This is a genomic window from Halalkalibacter sp. HAAS-P013 (genome assembly GCF_056619925.1).
The window spans coordinates 270,777-288,790 of the sequence record NZ_JBWQTU010000002.1 but is presented as its reverse complement, the minus strand read 5'-3'; the positions used below and the strand labels follow the sequence as shown (position 1 = coordinate 288,790).

General features: G+C 37.3%; 19 protein-coding genes, 1 riboswitch and 1 other annotated feature. Of the genes, 10 read left to right on the top strand and 9 right to left on the bottom strand.

The genetic code is table 11. The features are described from left to right. Positions 1 to 10: 10 nt before the first annotated feature. Positions 11 to 234: a binding site (T-box leader), on the bottom strand. Between the two features lie 96 nt (positions 235 to 330). Together AC1FXP_RS05310 and AC1FXP_RS05305 are read left to right on the top strand one after the other, a co-directional pair. Next, positions 331 to 1,113 (top strand): SDR family NAD(P)-dependent oxidoreductase, encoded by a 783-nt coding sequence (locus AC1FXP_RS05310; RefSeq protein WP_480059144.1) that lies wholly within the window; start codon positions 331 to 333, stop codon positions 1,111 to 1,113. 19 nt (positions 1,114 to 1,132) lie between these two features. Further along, positions 1,133 to 1,318: a hypothetical protein gene (locus AC1FXP_RS05305; RefSeq protein ID WP_480059143.1), complete on the top strand. Its 186-nt coding sequence runs from the start codon at positions 1,133 to 1,135 to the stop codon at positions 1,316 to 1,318. Here the strand turns inward: AC1FXP_RS05305 and AC1FXP_RS05300 are convergent. After that, a complete protein-coding gene (locus tag AC1FXP_RS05300; protein ID WP_480059142.1) occupies positions 1,306 to 1,509 on the bottom strand; it encodes a YqzH family protein in 204 nt (67 codons plus the stop codon). The two genes, AC1FXP_RS05305 and AC1FXP_RS05300, sit on opposite strands and share 13 nt — an antisense overlap. Positions 1,510 to 1,756: 247 nt before the next feature. On the opposite strand from AC1FXP_RS05300, the gene AC1FXP_RS05295 reads away from it, so the two are divergent. Then, entirely contained in the window at positions 1,757 to 2,665 is a 909-nt protein-coding gene (locus tag AC1FXP_RS05295) for an EamA family transporter (protein ID WP_480059505.1), read from the top strand. Positions 2,666 to 2,745: 80 nt separating this feature from the next. Here the strand turns inward: AC1FXP_RS05295 and AC1FXP_RS05290 are convergent, their stop codons facing one another. Continuing rightward, positions 2,746 to 3,468, bottom strand: a complete 723-nt coding sequence (locus AC1FXP_RS05290) for a polyphosphate kinase 2 family protein (RefSeq protein WP_480059141.1) — start codon at positions 3,466 to 3,468, stop codon at positions 2,746 to 2,748. A gap of 258 nt (positions 3,469 to 3,726) precedes the next feature. On the opposite strand from AC1FXP_RS05290, the gene asnB reads away from it, so the two are divergent. Then, the gene (gene asnB / locus AC1FXP_RS05285; protein WP_480059140.1) at positions 3,727 to 5,574 is read left to right on the top strand and encodes an asparagine synthase (glutamine-hydrolyzing); all 1,848 of its coding nucleotides are present in this window, start codon (positions 3,727 to 3,729) and stop codon (positions 5,572 to 5,574) included. Between the two features lie 69 nt (positions 5,575 to 5,643). Here asnB and cax read toward each other — a convergent pair whose 3' ends face one another. Then, positions 5,644 to 6,693 (bottom strand): calcium/proton exchanger, encoded by a 1,050-nt coding sequence (gene cax, locus AC1FXP_RS05280; protein ID WP_480059139.1) that lies wholly within the window; start codon positions 6,691 to 6,693, stop codon positions 5,644 to 5,646. A 373-nt stretch (positions 6,694 to 7,066) separates the two neighbouring features. Here cax and AC1FXP_RS05275 point away from each other — a divergent pair, with 373 nt between their 5' ends. Next, positions 7,067 to 7,807: an SDR family NAD(P)-dependent oxidoreductase gene (locus AC1FXP_RS05275; protein ID WP_480059138.1), complete on the top strand. Its 741-nt coding sequence runs from the start codon at positions 7,067 to 7,069 to the stop codon at positions 7,805 to 7,807. Positions 7,808 to 7,860: 53 nt separating this feature from the next. Here AC1FXP_RS05275 and AC1FXP_RS05270 read toward each other — a convergent pair whose 3' ends face one another. The 4 genes from AC1FXP_RS05270 to AC1FXP_RS05255 form a co-directional block, all read right to left on the bottom strand. Beyond that, positions 7,861 to 9,381 (bottom strand): SulP family inorganic anion transporter, encoded by a 1,521-nt coding sequence (locus AC1FXP_RS05270; RefSeq protein ID WP_480059137.1) that lies wholly within the window; start codon positions 9,379 to 9,381, stop codon positions 7,861 to 7,863. A 12-nt stretch (positions 9,382 to 9,393) separates the two neighbouring features. Continuing rightward, positions 9,394 to 9,987 (bottom strand): xanthine phosphoribosyltransferase, encoded by a 594-nt coding sequence (locus AC1FXP_RS05265; protein WP_480059136.1) that lies wholly within the window; start codon positions 9,985 to 9,987, stop codon positions 9,394 to 9,396. 104 nt (positions 9,988 to 10,091) lie between these two features. Continuing rightward, a riboswitch (purine riboswitch) is annotated at positions 10,092 to 10,193 on the bottom strand. A 396-nt stretch (positions 10,194 to 10,589) separates the two neighbouring features. Then, a complete protein-coding gene (gene sda / locus AC1FXP_RS05260) occupies positions 10,590 to 10,739 on the bottom strand; it encodes a sporulation histidine kinase inhibitor Sda (protein ID WP_480059135.1) in 150 nt (49 codons plus the stop codon). 230 nt (positions 10,740 to 10,969) lie between these two features. After that, the gene (locus tag AC1FXP_RS05255; protein WP_480059503.1) at positions 10,970 to 11,056 is read right to left on the bottom strand and encodes a YjcZ family sporulation protein; all 87 of its coding nucleotides are present in this window, start codon (positions 11,054 to 11,056) and stop codon (positions 10,970 to 10,972) included. Positions 11,057 to 11,384: 328 nt separating this feature from the next. On the opposite strand from AC1FXP_RS05255, the gene AC1FXP_RS05250 reads away from it, so the two are divergent. From AC1FXP_RS05250 to AC1FXP_RS05240, 3 genes are read left to right on the top strand one after another with little or no spacing between them, the layout of a single operon-like run. Beyond that, positions 11,385 to 11,897 carry a PTS sugar transporter subunit IIA gene (locus AC1FXP_RS05250; RefSeq protein WP_480059134.1) on the top strand — a complete coding sequence of 171 codons (513 nt, stop codon included), beginning with the start codon at positions 11,385 to 11,387 and terminating at the stop codon, positions 11,895 to 11,897. A 22-nt stretch (positions 11,898 to 11,919) separates the two neighbouring features. After that, positions 11,920 to 12,768 (top strand): BglG family transcription antiterminator LicT, encoded by an 849-nt coding sequence (licT, locus tag AC1FXP_RS05245; RefSeq protein WP_480059133.1) that lies wholly within the window; start codon positions 11,920 to 11,922, stop codon positions 12,766 to 12,768. Further along, positions 12,768 to 13,721 (top strand): aminoimidazole riboside kinase, encoded by a 954-nt coding sequence (locus AC1FXP_RS05240; RefSeq protein WP_480059132.1) that lies wholly within the window; start codon positions 12,768 to 12,770, stop codon positions 13,719 to 13,721. The genes licT and AC1FXP_RS05240 overlap by 1 nt, the downstream gene beginning before the upstream one ends. Positions 13,722 to 13,876: 155 nt before the next feature. On the opposite strand, the gene AC1FXP_RS05235 is transcribed toward AC1FXP_RS05240, so the two are convergent. Both AC1FXP_RS05235 and AC1FXP_RS05230 read right to left on the bottom strand, forming a co-directional pair. Continuing rightward, on the bottom strand, positions 13,877 to 14,836 hold the full coding sequence (locus AC1FXP_RS05235; RefSeq protein ID WP_480059131.1) for a TIGR03943 family putative permease subunit: 960 nt from the start codon (positions 14,834 to 14,836) through the stop codon (positions 13,877 to 13,879). 15 nt (positions 14,837 to 14,851) lie between these two features. Next, positions 14,852 to 15,892 carry a permease gene (locus tag AC1FXP_RS05230; RefSeq protein ID WP_480059130.1) on the bottom strand — a complete coding sequence of 347 codons (1,041 nt, stop codon included), beginning with the start codon at positions 15,890 to 15,892 and terminating at the stop codon, positions 14,852 to 14,854. A gap of 202 nt (positions 15,893 to 16,094) precedes the next feature. Here AC1FXP_RS05230 and AC1FXP_RS05225 point away from each other — a divergent pair, with 202 nt between their 5' ends. Then, complete coding sequence (locus tag AC1FXP_RS05225) at positions 16,095 to 16,658, top strand: DUF2179 domain-containing protein (protein WP_480059129.1); 564 nt, start codon at positions 16,095 to 16,097, stop codon at positions 16,656 to 16,658. Between the two features lie 341 nt (positions 16,659 to 16,999). Beyond that, on the top strand, positions 17,000 to 17,950 hold the full coding sequence (locus AC1FXP_RS05220) for a CobW family GTP-binding protein (protein ID WP_480059128.1): 951 nt from the start codon (positions 17,000 to 17,002) through the stop codon (positions 17,948 to 17,950). The last annotated feature ends 64 nt before the right edge of the window (positions 17,951 to 18,014 follow it).

Sequence of the window (18,014 nt, the reverse complement as noted above, 5' to 3'; positions counted from 1 at the left end):
TCCTCATCATAATAAGGACGGAAGAGCTTAGTTTCCGCGGTACCACCTTAGTTGGCAATTTGCCCACTCTTACCCGTATCGTGGGGGACGGTCGAGCTTAATAAAAATGTAAAGTATTAAGCTGACTAGCTCTAGGGCAGGTTCAATATCATTAGAGGTGATGACTCTTTCAGCCGATGAAGCCACTCTCTTTACACATAATGGTCATTTACTAATCCCTATCAACGCTTTTGTCATGTTTTTTTTCCATTATATGAGGGTCCGGCTTCGTAGTCAACTCTTACTCAGAAAAAACAGAAAAATAAATGAATAAAACTAAGGAGCGGAAAGATGAACACAAATAAAACGATTTGGATAACAGGAGCGTCAAGTGGCTTAGGACGAGAGATTGCGCTAGAAGCGGTGAAAAAAGGCTATACCGTTGTTTTGCTAGCACGAAATATTGATAAATTACAGGAGTTAAAAGGAATAATTGAAGAGCAGGGCGGTATAGCGTTTGTATATTCGCTAGATGTTAGCCATCCCTTGATGATTGAAGAAAGAACAGAACAGATTATGAAAGAGGTTGGGCGAGTTGACGTTCTAATTAACAATGCAGGGTTTGGAGTGTTTGATAAAGTCGTGTCAGCTAATATAAACGATGTTAAGGAAATGTTTTCTGTGAATGTCGTTGGTTTGATAGCATTAACGAAAGCCGTTCTCCCGTATATGTTAAAAAACAATAAAGGCCATATAATTAATATTGCCTCACAAGCAGGAAAACTGTCAACGCCAAAGTCAACTGTTTACTCCGCTACCAAGCATGCCGTTTTAGGTTTTACAAATGGGCTTAGAATGGAGTTAATGGATACAAAAATTAATGTTAGTGCTGTAAATCCGGGTCCTATTAAGACACCTTTTTTTGAGCGAGCTGATCAGGAAGGAACGTATGTTAAAAATGTGGATCGGTGGATGTTGCAATCCGAAGATGTCGCAGCTAAGACAATTCAGCTTATCAAAAAGCCGAAACGAGAGCTAAACTTACCTAAATGGATGAATATTGGTTCCACTTTATATCAAGTTATGCCAAAAGTGATAGAACGAATTGCTGGCAGAAGGCTGAATCAAAAATAAGAAGAGAGGGGAGCAACTTATGGCTAACCGCTATCATTGCTGCGCAACATGTCATCATTTCGTTGCTGAAAAAAAGCAAGGAGGAGGAATGCACTATCGCTGCATTCGTTTAGGTTATGAAACAAAGCCGACCTATACTTTTCATTGCTGGGAGCCAAAAGAGCATGTGAAAAAGTTAATGGAAAAAAGGAATCACTCATCCTGATTAGTGAAAAAAGGGTAGAGAACATCATGTAGAATGTCTGGTAAGTTTTCAAATCCTTGTTGTTTTACTTGAATGACTATCTTTTGCAGTAATTGATCCTCTTCTTCTTTCGTAAGAGGTAGACCAAAACTTTGCTCTGTGTAGGTTTTTATAACATTATCCATTTGTTTTTTAATAAAGCGTTTGTCCATCCTATGCTCACGCCAGTCTTTTCAAGTTTTTCTTTAACAGTTACAGTATATAAAAAGGAAGTTGACGTGACCAGTTCATCCTTTTACAATAAAGCTATCAAACTAGTAACTACTAAAACCTGTTTATTGTATTCAAAACAGGCGTGGACTTTTCTAGAGGATACTCTATTTTCACCACACTTTGTCGTAGGACAGAGTGTGTTTTTTTGTTTGGGTTAAGCTAAATGAAGAGGGAGGAGTGTGGATGATGAAGGTTTGGCATTATGCGTTTCTAGTATTTTTAGCTGGATGCTGTTTTGGTATATTATCAACCTTTGTTAAGTTAGCATATGGGGCTGGATTTTCGGTTGGAGAAGTAACAGGAGGACAATTTATTATAGGGACAATTCTTATATTCTTGTTGTCTTTATTCACGAAAAGAACAAAATTATCATTAAGACAGTCTCGAGAATTGCTACTGGCTGGTATGCCAATGGGATTAACGGGTATTTTTTATTATTTGTCATTACAAACACTTGATGCATCATTAGCCATTATATTTTTATTTCAATTTATCTGGATAGGAGCGCTATTGGAATGGATTTTTGAGAAGAAAAGACCTTCACGTGAAAAACTTGTTGCTATCTTCATTTTGTTTGTAGGTTCACTTTTAGCAACGGGACTTGCAGTTGAAGGAAATGGAATATTTTCGCTGAGCGGAGTAGTATGGGGGATTCTTGCAGCGATCGCATTTGCTACATTCATTTACGTGAGTGGAACAGTAGGGAAGACTGTTCCTCCTGTTCAAAAAAGCTCCTTCCTATCTTTAGGGGGATTTTTGATAGTTGGTGTATGGTTTCCACCGATGTTCCTTTTAGACGTTTCAGTCGTTATGGGGGTCTTGCCTTATAGTTTTATGTTAGGGTTATTTGGTGTGGCACTTCCGCCTCTTTTATTTTCAATTGGTATGCCACATATTGGTGCGGGTCTTGGTACCATTCTTTCTGCTTCTGAATTGCCCGTTGCCATAATTCTTTCTGCTATTATATTATCCGAAACGATTAATTGGACACAGTGGTTAGGGGTGTTTCTAATTTTTATCGGAATTATTGTAGGGAATATCAAAGTGGAAATGAAAAATTCGGATACATCAAGTAAACAGGAAGCAACCTTCTAGATCAGAAAACAAATCCATGTAATGATTCTAAGAGTCGACTGAAACAAGCCACCCTTCGACATGTTTCAGTCACTCGTGTGTTATGGATGAATTTTTGCTGTATTGTTTTGAAATCCAGCAATGATGGCTTCGATGATAGCCACTCTTGCTGCTTTTTTATCATTGCTATTTATTATATGCCACTTCGCAAATTTGGTATTTGTTTTATCAATCATCTCCCCAATGGCTTCTTCATACTGGTCCCACTTTTCACGGTTTCTCCAATCCTCATCAGTTAATTTCCACTTTTTAAAAGGATCATTTGCACGCGCTTGGAAGCGGGCAAGTTGTTCATCTTTTGTAATTTGAAGCCAAAACTTCATAATTATATGACCGTCTTCGGCAAGCATTTTCTCAGTATGATTAATTTCGTCATATGCCCTCATCCATTCTTCTTTCGTTGCAAATCCCTCGACTCGTTCCACAAGAACTCGACCATACCAAGAGCGGTCAAAAATTGTGATTTGTCCTTTTTTAGGTAGGTTCTTCCAAAAACGCCTCATGTAATGGTATTTTAATTCATGTTCATCAGGGGCAGCGACCCCGTGAACCGTGTTTCCGCGTGGATCTAAACGTTCTGTGACTCTTTTGATTGCACCACCTTTTCCTGCTGCATCAAAGCCTTCAAAAATCAAAATGACTGGTAATTTTAACTCATAAAGCTCATGCTGCAGGTGCAATAGTTGTAATTGATTCTTTTTTAAAATCTTTTTGTACTCCTTTTTGGATGCGAAGCGTTTTTGACCTTCGTTTGATCGTCCCAAATCTCATTCTCCTTTTCGAATAATTTATATAAAAAAAGTATCAGCTGTAATCATTACTATGATTTTCATATCTTTAATCATGATTGAATGTTACGGAAAGAAAAAAATCATCACATTAGCCCAAGTTTCTGAATAGGATAGTTTATGAGTAGAGGGCCTAATATGGACATTACAAAGAGAGAAAAGCTCGGTATTAGTGGGAACGGACCTTACTTCTACAAGAGCATGAGAAAACTTCCCAAAAGGGGCTGATGATACATGTGTGGTATTACAGGGTGGATTGATTGGCGTCAAGATTTACGAAAAGAAGAAAAGCAAGTACGTAAAATGGCAGAGACTCTTAATCGTCGAGGGCCGGATGATATGAATGTTTGGACATCACCTCATGCAGCTTTTGGTCATGCGCGTCTAGTAGTTGTTGACCCAGAAAATGGCATTCAACCAATGAGTCGTACTTACAAAAATAAAACATATACAATTGTCTATAATGGGGAGCTCTACAATACTGAAGATATACGAAAAGAGCTTCTTGTGAGAGGGCATGATTTTAAAGGCCATTCCGATACAGAAGTTCTATTAAAGTCCTATATTGAGTGGGGGCATCAATGTCTAGAAAAGTTTAATGGCATCTTTGCTTTTGCAATATGGAATGATAAAGATGAGAGCCTATTTATGGCCCGTGACCGACTAGGGGTAAAACCACTTTTCTACACGGTACGTAATGGCTGCTTACTTTTTGGGTCTGAGTTAAAGGCATTGCTTGCTCATCGTGATATTGAACCAGTAGTCAAAACGGAAGGTCTTGCTGAAATTATGGGGCTAGCTCCATCTAGATCACCAGGGCATGGGGTGTATGATGATATAAATGAACTTCGTCCTGCCCATATGCTCATCTATGATCGAAATGGAGCTAAGATAAGCCGCTACTGGACATTAAAGAGCAAAAAGCATAAACATACTGTAGAAGAAACAGCTGAGCATGTTCGTTATTTATTAGAGGATACAGTCGAGCGTCAATTATTTGCTGATGTACCAGTAGGGATGTTTCTATCAGGTGGTATTGATTCAAGTGCGTTAACGGCTCTTGCTGCAAAAGTATATGAAAAACAGGGAAAAGGGGCAATTAAGAGTTATTCAATAGATTATGATGAGAATGACAAATACTTTAAAGCAAATGATTTCCAACCAAATTCAGATGCACCATGGGTCAAAGTCGTGTCAGCTGCTCTAGGGACTGAACATCATAATAAAGTAATTTCGATTGATGAACTAGCTAATCGCCTAAAAGAAGCCGTCGATGTTCGCGACTTGCCAGGTATGGCAGATATAGATTCATCGTTAATTTGGTTTTGTCATGAAATCAAAGAAGATGTGACTGTTGGGTTATCAGGGGAATGTGCCGATGAAATTTTTGGAGGATATCCATGGTTTCATAAACCGGAAATAATGAATATTGATGGATTTCCTTGGATGCGCTCCATTGATGAACGTGAAAATCTCTTAAATGATAAATGGAAAAAGAAATTAGACTTAAAGCAATATGTGTATCAACGTTATAAAGAAACTATCCAAGAAACCCCTACGTTTGATGAAGATACACCTGAAGAGGCAAGGCGCCGGGAAATTTCGTATTTAAATATTATTTGGTTTATGACCAATCTCCTTGATAGAAAAGACCGGATGAGCATGGGAGCGAGCTTAGAAGTACGGGTGCCTTTCTCTGATCACCGTCTCGTTGAATATGTTTGGAATATCCCATGGGAAATGAAACAATTAGCAGGACGTGAAAAAGGGATTCTTAGAAAGGCTTTGGAAGGCTTACTGCCGCATGATGTTCTATACCGTAAGAAGAGTCCGTATCCAAAAACGCATCATCCTAAATATACGGCCGCTGTACAAAAAGGAATGAAAGAGGTATTAGCTCAAAAGGATGCCGCAATTTTTGAATTTATAAATAAGGATGCCTTAAGAGAAATTGCAGATTCAGGCGGGTTCCCAACAGGTCAGCCTTACTTTGGTCAATTAATGGCAGGACCTCAGCTACTAGCTCATTTTATCCAAATGGATTACTGGTTAAATACGTACCATGTAAAGATAAAAGAATAGTGAAATAGGAGGGCACTGAAAAGGTAAAAACGACCTTGATGTGCCCTCTTTTAAATTCTTGATGGATTATTATATAAAATAAAAACCAATTGCCATTATAACGTAAGCAGCTAGTAACGTTAATCCCTCAAACCAATTTGAATCACCGTCATTGATCATGGCAGTAGCTAGAAAAACAGATAAAATCATGGCTATTAAAGCTTCAGTCGAGAAAACGAGAGGCATGGGTACTGCAAAAAACAGTGATAACAACACTAGAACAGGTGTTACAAACATCGCGATTTGCAACGTCGACCCTACTGCAATCTCAACTGAAACATTCATTTTATTTTTTAATGCCATATAAATCGCAGTGATATTTTCAGCGGAATTTCCAATTATCGCTACAATAATAACACCAATAAATACTTCACTCCAACCAAATGTAACAGCAACGCTTTCAAATGTATCGACTAATTGATCACTCGTAAAGGCTACAGCGAGAGCTGCAAGTGCTAAAATGGCCATTGATCTCTTTTTAGTCCACTCTGGTTCTTCATCCTCCTCAGTATCACTTGTTTTGGTATATACTCCACGGTGAGTAACAAGCTTAAAAAAGAGGGCAGCGAAGTACAGCAGCAGCATAATAATAGCTATCCCTAGACTAAGCTGTAAAACTTCTCTATCTGTTAGCATTGTCGCAAATATATATGGGAATACAAACGAAACAACAACAGCGAACATGAGCAACCCTACGCTGTGTCTTGCATCATGAATATCAAATGATTGGCGCTTGAACTTAATGCCTCCGATAAAAAATGATAGTCCTGCAACTAAAAGTAAGTTACTGATAACAGCACCCGTCAGAGAAGCAAGGACGATGTTTAAATAACCTGTTTTTAATGCAAAGACTGAGATGGTTAATTCAACCGCATTTCCGAAAGTAACACTCAATAAACCGCCAATTCTTGGGCCGGAAATAATCGATAGGCTTTCTGTGGCACGTCCTATATAGGAAGCTAGAGCTAAAATTGTCACACTATAAATGAGAAACATAATGCTTGGAGACCAAGCTAAAAAGGTGCCAAGGGCAGACAGTAGAACTCCTAAAATGGTCAGAATCATAAATATTTTATTCATAGTCACCTCGGTACAGCTCTATTTTTAATTTAGCGTCTTCAAGTGTGAGAAAAAAATGCAACAATACTCTATAATTTCGAGTCCAAGTGAAGACATCGTCAACAAACTCATAAGACGCCCCATCTTTGTTAGAAGATAGTTACTACAATAAATTAGATTTAACCAATATTAATTATTTGCATAGTGTATAGGAGGAGTTAAGATGTGGCCGAATCTTAACTCCCCCCTAGGGAGGTAAAAACGACTTAAGAGGGCATTCCCTTATTAAGTCGTTTTATTTTTTGTATAATGTTTTCTTGAGAGAGGAATGTAGATGATAATATAGGTGGAAGGATACATATAAACTGAATGATAAATGAGGAGGTTCATACTGATGGACAACCGTATTGTTATTGTTACAGGTGCAGGACAAGGAATAGGTGAAGCTATCGCAAAAGCATATGGAGCAAACGGTGATATTGTTATTGTGACAGATATTGACGAAATGAAAGCAAGAGAAACAGCGGCCTATATAGTGAAGAATGGTGGAGCTGCTTATTCTGAATTATGTGATGTGAGGAAAGAGGAACAAATCATTAAAGTCGTTTCTCGAACTCTACAGCAACATGAGAAAATTGATATTCTAATTAATAATGCTGGAGTTTCAAAGTTTAAGTCACCCTTTGATATAACAACAAAAGAGTGGGACGATATCCAACATACAAATGTTCGAAGTGTGTTTTTATTTTCAAGAGAAGTAGCGAAAGTGATGCGTAAACGTAAGAAAGGTTCCATTGTTAACATAGCGTCAACGCGTTCAGTTATGTCAGAGCCTCATTCAGAAGCATACGCGGCTTCTAAAGGGGCAATTGTTGCTATAACGCATGCATTAGCCGCTTCCTTTCAAGAAGATCAGATACAAGTTAATGCTATTAGCCCAGGATGGATTCACACAGGAGACCAGTCGGAACTAAGGAAAATTGATCATGAACAGCATTTTTCCAAGAGGGTAGGAGAACCTAAGGATATTGCAAGGGCATGTCTTTTCTTAACTGATGAATCAAACCAATTCATTAATGGAGAGAATTTAACGATTGATGGTGGAATGACGAGAAAAATGATTTATGAAGAATAAAAGGTGTCCCAAAGTTTTTTGAGCTTTGGGACACCTTTTATAGAATTAAATGATTAAGCGATTTTTTTATCGACGGTATTGGCTGCAGTTATTTGTTGTTCAGAACGCTGCTTATACGAAGCATATCCAAAGAATACAGCTACTAACAGATAACCAATAGCAAAGTCTGGAGCGGCATTAAATGCTAAAGCAGGTGCATGCATGAAACCAATAAATGACAGGAATGCAGCGATGCATGAGAAGATAATAGCCTGTTTAAAGTTCTTATCAATAATAGCAACAGTCATTGCTCCCAGTAAAATTGCGGTAAACATCGCACCTTGTCCTAGTGGAACAATTCCCGTAGAAATTCCTGCTACGACTTCTCCTGCAGCATTATTAAAACGGGTCATGACATAGTTTGCAAGGTAAGGCAGCATTGCAATGGCAACAGCTGGATAATATTTCTTGTCATTTGAAAGAAACGCTGTACCAACCATAGACATCCCAACAAATACTAGAATTGGAGCAACAGCAGCAAGAGGAATAATAGCTGAGAAAGCTGCAATTACTCCAGTCACAGCAGCGATCCCAAATACAATTGCATTTAAAATACTGTATCCACGACCTGCGCCCATCTGTTTTGAACCTACTGTTGCAATATATACAGTTGTAGGGAACAAACCGCCGAAAAAGGCTCCAATCATTGTACCAACACCATCTACTGCTTGACATTTACGTACATCATATGAGTCACCAGCAGCTGACATTGCATCAACATTGTTCATCGTTTCGATGGCATTATATAATGTAATAGGTATAAGAACAGCTAATATTCCTATTAAGGCACCGAATAAATATGTCATACCTTCAAAAGGAGCTAGTGTAGGCAGAATTGGATAGAAACCAATATTAGCTAGTCCATCTGTAATTTGACCTGGAGACTGGTAACCGAGAGCAAATGCTAAAATGGTTCCTGTTAACACTGCAAACAACGATGCAGGAATTTTAAATGGCATTGCAATTTTCGCAACAATCCCAACAAGAATAATAGCTAATGAAACAAGTCCAACCACAGGAATTGAGAATGTATTAAAAAGCATTTCACCTGCGACGAAAGTTAAAGCCACACCAGCAATTGCTCCGAGCATAGCTGCACGCGGCAGACGATCACGAACCCAGTTTCCACTGAAACTGACAAGGACTTCAACAAGTCCACTTAATAGAGCTGCAGCAACCCCAATTTTCCATGCGAGCTCAGGGTCGCCAGTTAATGCATTAGCTGGTGCTAGAACACCAAATAAGAACACAAACATAACAGGTGTACTAATACCATAAGATAGAGCCGTAACGTCGGTTCGGCCTTCTTTTTCAGCTAATTGTTTGGCCATGTAAGCATAATACAAATTTCCAACCATAACAGCAACAGCAGCACCTGGGATAACTTTACCAAAAACGATACTAGCCGGAAATCCCATTCCTAGCATCGTAACAGCAATCACAACAAAGTTAGCTAGGTTATTTTGAAATAAAGCAAAGAATGCATCTGTATCTTCTTTTTTATATAACGGATAATGAATAACTTTTGTACTCATGGTGTCAGCCCCTTAGTTGTTGTTTGTTACAAGCTCATCTACAAAAGTAACGCGTCCAGCTTCTAATTCATGAATTCTTGCTAATGATTCTACGCGATATCCATCTTCTTCCAATCGTTTTCTTCCGTCTTGGAATGACTTTTCAATAACAATCCCAAGACCAGCAACTTTTGCACCAGCTTGTTTGACCATATCAATAAGCCCAAATGCAGCTTGGCCATTTGCAAGAAAATCATCAATGATTAAAACTGTGTCATCAGCATTGATGAAATCTTTTGATACAGTGATGTCATTTGTTTCTCTTTTTGTAAATGAATAAACTTGGCTAACATACACATTCTCATTCATAGTTAGAGATTTTTTCTTACGTGCAAATATAAGTGGTGTATTAAGGTTTGACGCCGCCATAAAACTAGGTGCGATCCCTGATGACTCTATTGTAAGAACTTTTGTAACCCCATCACTTTTAAATAAACGGGCAAATTCCTCGCCTACAGCTCCCATCAACTCAACATCTACTTGGTGGTTCAAAAATGTATCGACTTTTAATACTTCAGATGAAAGAACGTTTCCTCTTTCACGAATTGCTTGTTTTAATCGTTCCATCTAACTCAACTCCCTAAAAATTCAAATAAAAAAACGGATATCAAGGCATCTGTTGAAAAACGAGTGACCTTGATATCCGCCTTTTTTGTGTAGAATTAAAAAAAACGATATATCTTTGCACTCGTAGTCAAGCCATTTACGGCAGCCTGGTAGAAACTTTTGGGCCTTATCCCCAATATTATACGAGTTTTTTATTTGATTGTTTGTGTATACGGGTAAGTATAGAGGAGATGAATGAAAAATGAAAGAGGTTTTATATAAATTACGAATAAAAAGGTTGTTTTTAGAAAATTCGTTCGTTTTAATTATTAAAAATTAGCAGGGGAAGAAATAAATGTTAAAAATGGACCAGCGAAGATTAGGGGAAATGAAGGTGAAGAATATGGGTATACGGTATGGAGGCTTATGGTAGTCTTGTATAAGCCCGGCGTTCGGCATATTCAAGACACTTTTCACAGACATAGATTGATTCATTCGAACTCTTTTTATATTTTCTCATGTATGTTGTGGTTACCTTACAGAAAAAGCACGATTTTCTTTTGAAGAAGCGTAGAATATGATTGAACAAAAAATCACCTCATTTGAATAGAGAAGTAGAAAAGTTAAAGGACAACGTTTGATTGAAAATCATCTAATAAACCTCTTCTTAATAACTCGTCTTTTAGTAAAGAAATAAATTCTACATCTAATTGTAATTCTACAGATTGTTGATATGCTTCAAGTATAATCTCATCTTCTAATCTCGTCAGCATTTCGACCTTCCTTTGCTATTTGAATTTTTTTGCATCTCCTATAAGTAATATTACCCTAATTGCAAATTATTGAATAGTTATATTGTAGGGATTTTTAACATACATAATTTTCCTTAAAAATTTTTCTGCTTGTTTTGTCGATAAAAATAGAACTTTATACTTATTTGAAGTTAATTGAAAAAAGTGCCTTTTTTCTAAGTTTGATTAAAAGGCACCTTTTTATAATGAAATTAGCAAACGTAAGCAGATCCAACGATCACTAGTAAAATGAATAGAACTACAATTAACGTGAATCCTCCGTGATATCCGTAACTCATATTTGTTACCTCCTTTCCTTCTGTTCATAACATCATATGAAAAGACTCTGAAGAAGTTTAGGTATGTGCGGAGAGAACTAGAGCTTAGTAAGATTTTTTTTTGCGTTTGTTTCGGTAAATTAAGGGTAAAGTATGTGTACCTCCTATAATTGTCTTTGTTTGACAACAGTCTGAACCCATAATAAAATAGGTTAGAAAAAGAATAATTAAGATTGTTACTGATTTGATCAGGCAAGACTTAAAAAGTTATAGGGGTGCTTTAGGGTGTCTCTATGTTTTTTAAGTCTTTTTTAGTTTCAACGAAAGCTAACGAAAAGGAGAATGAAAAATGCTAAAGAAATTATTTGGGCTTGGAAAAAAAGAAGCAGAGCCAATTCAACCACAACAAGAGGTTGTTGTAGCTCCAATTACAGGGAAACTAGTTAATATTGAAGAAGTACCAGACCCTATGTTTGCTCAGAAAATGATGGGAGACGGTGTTGCTATTGAACCAACAGAAGGCAAGGCGGTTGCACCAGTAGCAGGTGAAATTGTGCAAGTATTTCCAACGAAACATGCGATTGGATTAAGGACAAAAGGTGGAATTGAACTTCTATTACATATTGGTCTGGAAACCGTTAATATGAAAGGAGAAGGATTTACTGCTCATGTGAAAGAAGGAGATAAGGTTAATGTTGGTGATACATTGGTTGAGTTTGACTTAGACTTAATTAATGAAAAAGCAACAAGTACCATTACTCCGATAGTCATTACAAATATGGAAGCAGTTGCTAGCTTAGAGAAAGAAACAGCAGCAGAGACAGTGGCAGGAGAGACGCCTCTTTTAACGTTAAAACTGTAACCAGTGTAGGGAGTTCGTACAAATGAGGATTAACAGAGTGCTAAATAACAATGTTGTCGTGGTGAAAGAAGGAGAAGAAGAAATCATTGTCATGGGAGCAGGAGTTGCTTTTGGTAAAAGTAAAAATGATATTATAAGTACTGATAAGATTGAGAAGGTTTTTGTCATGAAGGACAAGAATGAATATGAAAAGTTCACTCAAATTATTGGTCAATTACCGGAAGCGCACATAGCGATTGCAGAAGAAATCATTACCTATGCGGAAAAAGCACTAAAAACCAAATTAAATGAACATGTTCACGTTGCGTTAACTGATCACGTATCATTCGCCATTGAACGGATAAAACAAGGGTTTCAATTAAAAAATAAGTTGTTAAATGAAATTCGTGTTCTTTATTCAGCTGAATATGAGGTTGGCATTTGGGCCCTTGATCTGATTGAGCAAAGAGTTGCTATTCGGTTGCCTGAGGACGAAGCAGGCCATATTGCCCTACATCTGCATACTGCTAAAATGAATGCTCTTACAATGGATCAGACCATGAACACAACCGTTGTCTTGAATGAACTAATAGAAAAAATTGAACAAATGCTTAACGTGAAGGTAGATGAAGATTCAATTTCATATCAACGCTTACTAACCCATTTAAATTTTGCACTCAGACGAGTAGCTGAAGGACAGCCTTTTGAAGATGTGGATGAAGATATGCACAAATTAGTTAAAGAAAAGCATAAATCAGCCTATCATACGGCAACAGAGATCGGACGTTATTTAGCAGAAACACATCAGTACGATCTACCTCCTTCCGAACTTGTCTATTTAACATTACACATTCAACGAATTGAACGTAATAAAGGTGATGAGGTGTCATAATGAAAGGAATTATCTGTTTAGGTGAAGCGTTAATTGATTTTATTCCTCTTGATCAAGAAAATACATCATATCAAAAAAGTCCAGGTGGGGCACCTGCAAATGTAGCTGTAGCTGTATCGAAACTAGGAGCCAAGTCAAGCTTTCTGGGGAAAGTTGGAAACGATGTCCTAGGGCATTTTATGCAAGAGACGTTAGAGCATCATGGAGTTGATATTACTAATATGATTTTAACGGATGAAGCGAGAACGGGTGTCGTTTTCGTTACATTGGATAAAACAGGAGAACGTAATTTTAGTTTTTATATCGATCCAAGTGCCGATCGCTTTTTAAGTACGAATGACTTAAACGATTCGCTATTTTCTAATAACCGAGTGTTGCACTTCGGTTCGATTTCTATGATAAGTGAACCAAGTAAAACAGCGACCATAGAAGCGGTGAAAAGGGCAAAAGAAAGCGGTCTAATTATCTCTTATGATCCTAATTTACGACTTAGCTTATGGCCTTCAGCTGAAAAAGCAAGAGAAACGATTCTATCAATGTTATCTGAAGCCGATGTAGTTAAAATTTCGGAAGAAGAACTAGAATTTTTAACAGGAGAAAAAGAGCTTGAAAAAGGGATTGCGAAGTTGTCAACCTATCGCATTCCTGCCCTAGTTGTCACATTTGGTGCAGGTGGAAGTTATGTTCATGTGAATGGAGAAACGATTCATGTTCCAGCAATGAAAGTGGAGACAGTTGATACGACTGGTGCAGGTGATGCGTTTGTCTCAGGAGTTCTTTATAACTTGAATGAAGAACATATAGATATTAATCAGATTTCAACTGACCGTTGGGAGGAAATTTTGACGTTTGCATCTGTTTCAGGGGCTTTGGCTGCGTCAACACGTGGTGCTATGACCGCATTGCCTACAATGGCTGAAGTAGATGCACATTTAAGGAAATTGAAACTATAGAAAAAGCTTACAGGACACTCTTGCATTTGAAGGATGAAGGTCGATGTCGGAAGATAAATCAGACCGAACAGTGAAAATGTAAATGCAACAAAGTGACTATAGATTGTCCTAAGAAAAAATGAACGGTTGCCTTTCGTGGCAGCCGTTCGTTTCATTTAAAAGCTAAATCGTGGAAAAACATATGGACTTGCCGGTTGATCAATGACTTCGATTTCACGCAATTTAATGAGAGGAATACGAAATTCATTGTAATTTGTTTGGTCTAAAATACCTGTTACACGTACCCATGTGTCATTTTCAAACTGATTTGCTTCATTTGTTTCAACCATTGTTCCAAACACAGAAGCATCTGCCACACAACATGTCATTCCAAAACGAGCAACAACAAGCTGATTATCTTCAAACTCGGGCTCGCGATAAACAAAACCTATAATTTCAATTGGTTTCCCGATAAATTGTTCAAGCTGAAGGTCTAACATTGTCATCATATCTAGATAATTCTCTTCTGTTACAACAATTTGACCTTGCTCGAGAACTTCTTCAGTTAGTTCCTCATAATACTGATTAAATCCTTCTTGTGTAAAATATTCATCAGGAGTCATATGGTCTTCTTCTGAAATTTCAGCCCCTGCTTCAAGTTGATCGAAATATGCATCTGGATCATCCAAATATGCTTGAGCTCGAGAAACAGACTCCTCTTTATTTTGCTCAGCAGCGGCTTGGTCAGCCAAAATTCCAGAACCATACTGAATACCGCGATTGGCAGCAACAGAACTATCCAGTAATTTATCAGGGAGAACAAAGCCGAAAATGATTGGAGCAACGAATATTGAATAAATAAGTAACTTCGTAACTGGTGAACCTGATACATTGTGATCAGTCCCGCAATCGCATAATTCCTCTTCTTCTTGCCCTTTACTTGTACTTCGAATGATTTGAATGACTCCTAGTAATAAGAAGACTCCTGTTGCAAAATAAATAAATGGCATCATCGTAGGGGCAATATAATAGATAATATTGCCTGTAATAATAAAGGCGAGCATAAGCAAAGCAAAGCCAATCAGGATGATACCACGAATATAGGCGTGGAAGCCTAAGTCTGATTTCTTTTCCATATAACTACTCCTCCTTTAAATAATGGCTAGTAGCTGCAGAGCAACAACTGCAATAAAGACAATAGCTGTAACAACCCCAATAAAAATCAATACAAATTTTGCTTTGAAGAAAGCAAATAACATAATCGTATTCTTTAAGTCAATCATTGGACCGTAGACTAAGAAGGCAATAAGCGAGCCTGTTGTAAATGTATTTCCAAATGATGCCGCAACGAATGCATCAGCTTCAGAACATAACGATAAAAGGAATGCAAAAGCCATCATGACAGCAGTCGAACTAAACTCATTGCTCCCGACAGCTAGTAAAATGCTACGATCAAGGAATGTTTGGAATAGTGCTGCAATAAAAGCACCTAATATGAGAAATTTACCCATTAAGAAAAATTCATCCGCAGCATGGTAAAGGGTTTGTTTAAAACGATTCATTTTTCTTGGTGCAGTTGCCCCTGTTTCTAATACAACTTGACGCCCAACAAGTTCTTCTTTTGTCCATTTTAACTGATCACGATTTTTAAAGACTACGTATAATATCCCCCCGATAATAATTGAAAGAACAAAAGCAAGTCCCATTCGTGCATATAGAACGGTCAAATCTGTTCGAAAGGCGAAGAAGGTAGATGCTGCAACAACTGGATTTAAGATTGGAGCGGCTACTAAGAAGACCACGCCAACGTGCAAGGGCATTCCTTTTTTTATCAGCCGGCGAACAATTGGGACAATCGCACATTCACAAATTGGAAAAATAGCACCTAATACGGCAGCGGGTAAAAGAGCAGCATAAGCATTTTTTGGCAAGTACCGATGAATGATGTCTTCTTTTACGTAAATTTGAATGAGTGCTGAGACAAACACACCTAGCAAAATAAAAGGAACGGCTTCAATCACTATTCCAAGGAAAATCGTGTTTACATTTAGCCACGAATCGGGAACAGTAAAACCAGCACGTTCATCTTTAAAAGACTCAATATTGAAGAAAAGAATTAAGAATAACAAAAGTAAAACAAATCCTAAAAAGTCTTTTCCAAATGAGAGAAAAAATTGTTTAAATTTATTCATTCAAATTCTCCTTATTGTACTCTATGAAAGTTCTTTCGTTATTTTAACATAGATTGAGTGAATGAAGTGTGAAATATCGTTTTGTAATAATGATGAAATCTATGGAATAATTTCAAAAAATCCTTTAAAAAACAAGGTAGATTATAAGGATATTTCCTGTTACACTACGATAGTTATATTAGATTGAAAGTAGGTGTCATAAATGCTACAAGCGTTAATTATTTTTGTTGCACAATTAATTTATGTTCCAGTCCTAACACTCCGAACGATCACGATGGTAAAAGGGATGAAAGGAAAAGCATCTGCTTTAGGAACTCTTGAAGGAGTTATTTATGTAGGCGCAATTGCCATTGTCTTTAGTGATTTATCTAACTATTTAAATATGGCTGCTTATGCTATTGGTTTTGGTGTAGGTTTATATATTGGTCAAATTATTGAACAGAAACTAGCAATAGGGTATGTATCGATTGAAGTGAATTTAATGAATAAAAATGAGCCTTTAACTGACCGACTCCGTGAAGTAGGATTTAGTGTGTCAACGGGAGAAGTGCAAGGAATGAATGATGCAAAACGGTATCGTTTAGATTGTACAGCAAGAAGAGATCGCGAACAGGAATTCATTCAAATTGTAAGTTCCTATGAGCCGAGTGCGTTTATTGTTTCCTATGAACCTCGTAATTTTAAAGGTGGCTATATCACAAAAGCAATGAAAAAGAGAAAAGAGAAATTTCTAAAAAGCAAAAAAAAAGAGAGTGCCACTCTTTAATATGATTGAACGACTACAGATTAAATGTAGTCGTTTTTTCCCCCTCTTGCAAATAAGAACTCTTCTTATTTGTAAGGGGGAAAATTGTATGATATTTTAAAATAAGGCTATTTTCGTAAAGATTGTTGCTATAAAGGTAGTTTTCCTCGAAGTGAAATGGAGCGGAAGTCACTCGACTCCTGCGGGATGTAGAGGTAGGGGCGAGACCCCACAGCCGAGGAGGCTCGACACCTCCTTGCGGGTGCGAGTGGCTGGAGCGTAATGCAACGAACATGTGGAGAACACGTACCCCATAAAAACAACAAAGTATGCGAAAACAGCCTAAAATAAAGGAGTGACTTATGATGAGCCGAATTCCTGTCTATTTATTAACCGGTTTTTTAGGAAGTGGGAAAACAACTGTATTAAAGAAAATGGTAAGAACGATAAAGAGCCAAGGAAAGCAACCTGCATTAATAATGAATGAACTCGGTTCTGAGAATGTTGAAAAGGAACTGTTTGAAGATGAAGCTATGATCGAACTCCTCAATGGTTGTATTTGTTGTACAATTCAAGATGATATGAGGAATGAATTGATTCAATTTCTGAAGCAAAATCATGAAATAGATGTTTTATTAATAGAAGGAACTGGAATTGCCAATCCAGCAGAAATTGTTGAGTCTCTTACCCATCCAGAATTAATCGATCAAGTAAGCATTCAAACAATCATTGGAATGGTAGATGCTAGCCACTATCTAGAATATCAAAGCTTATTCCAAAGCTCAAAAGAAATTAGAACGATGCTAAAGCAGCAAATTACCTCAAGTACGCTTCTAGTTGTAAACAAAACCGATCTCATTGATGAGAAAAAACTAAAAAAAGTCATAACAAAAATAGAAGATGTAAAGATGAAAGATGCTCCAATAGTAAGAGCAAAACATGGGGATGTGTCTGAGGAAGATTTATTTGAAAAACGTTTTTTAACTGAGACCGTCCCTGTAAATAATCATTCGAGTCACCACCATCACCATCATACTCACCCATTTCAAGCGATTAAACTTGAAGGGATTGAGGTGATCGATAAAAAAAGCTTTGAAGAATGGTTGAAAGAACAAGGATCAATCTTACGTGCAAAAGGTTATATTGTTTTTAAAGGTGATCGACAATTGTACTCATTTCAATATGCGACAAATCAACTCGAGCTACACTCAATTGAGTCAGGTAAAAAAACATGTATCATTCTAATCGGGACAAGCCTAGATCAAGAGAAGATTCGTCGGTCTTTAACTAAATTTGCAAAGCAAATCGGTTGATTCTAGTAATTCTTTGCTTCAAAATTGAAGAAGACAATTAAGCCACTGAAAAAGAGGAGTGTTC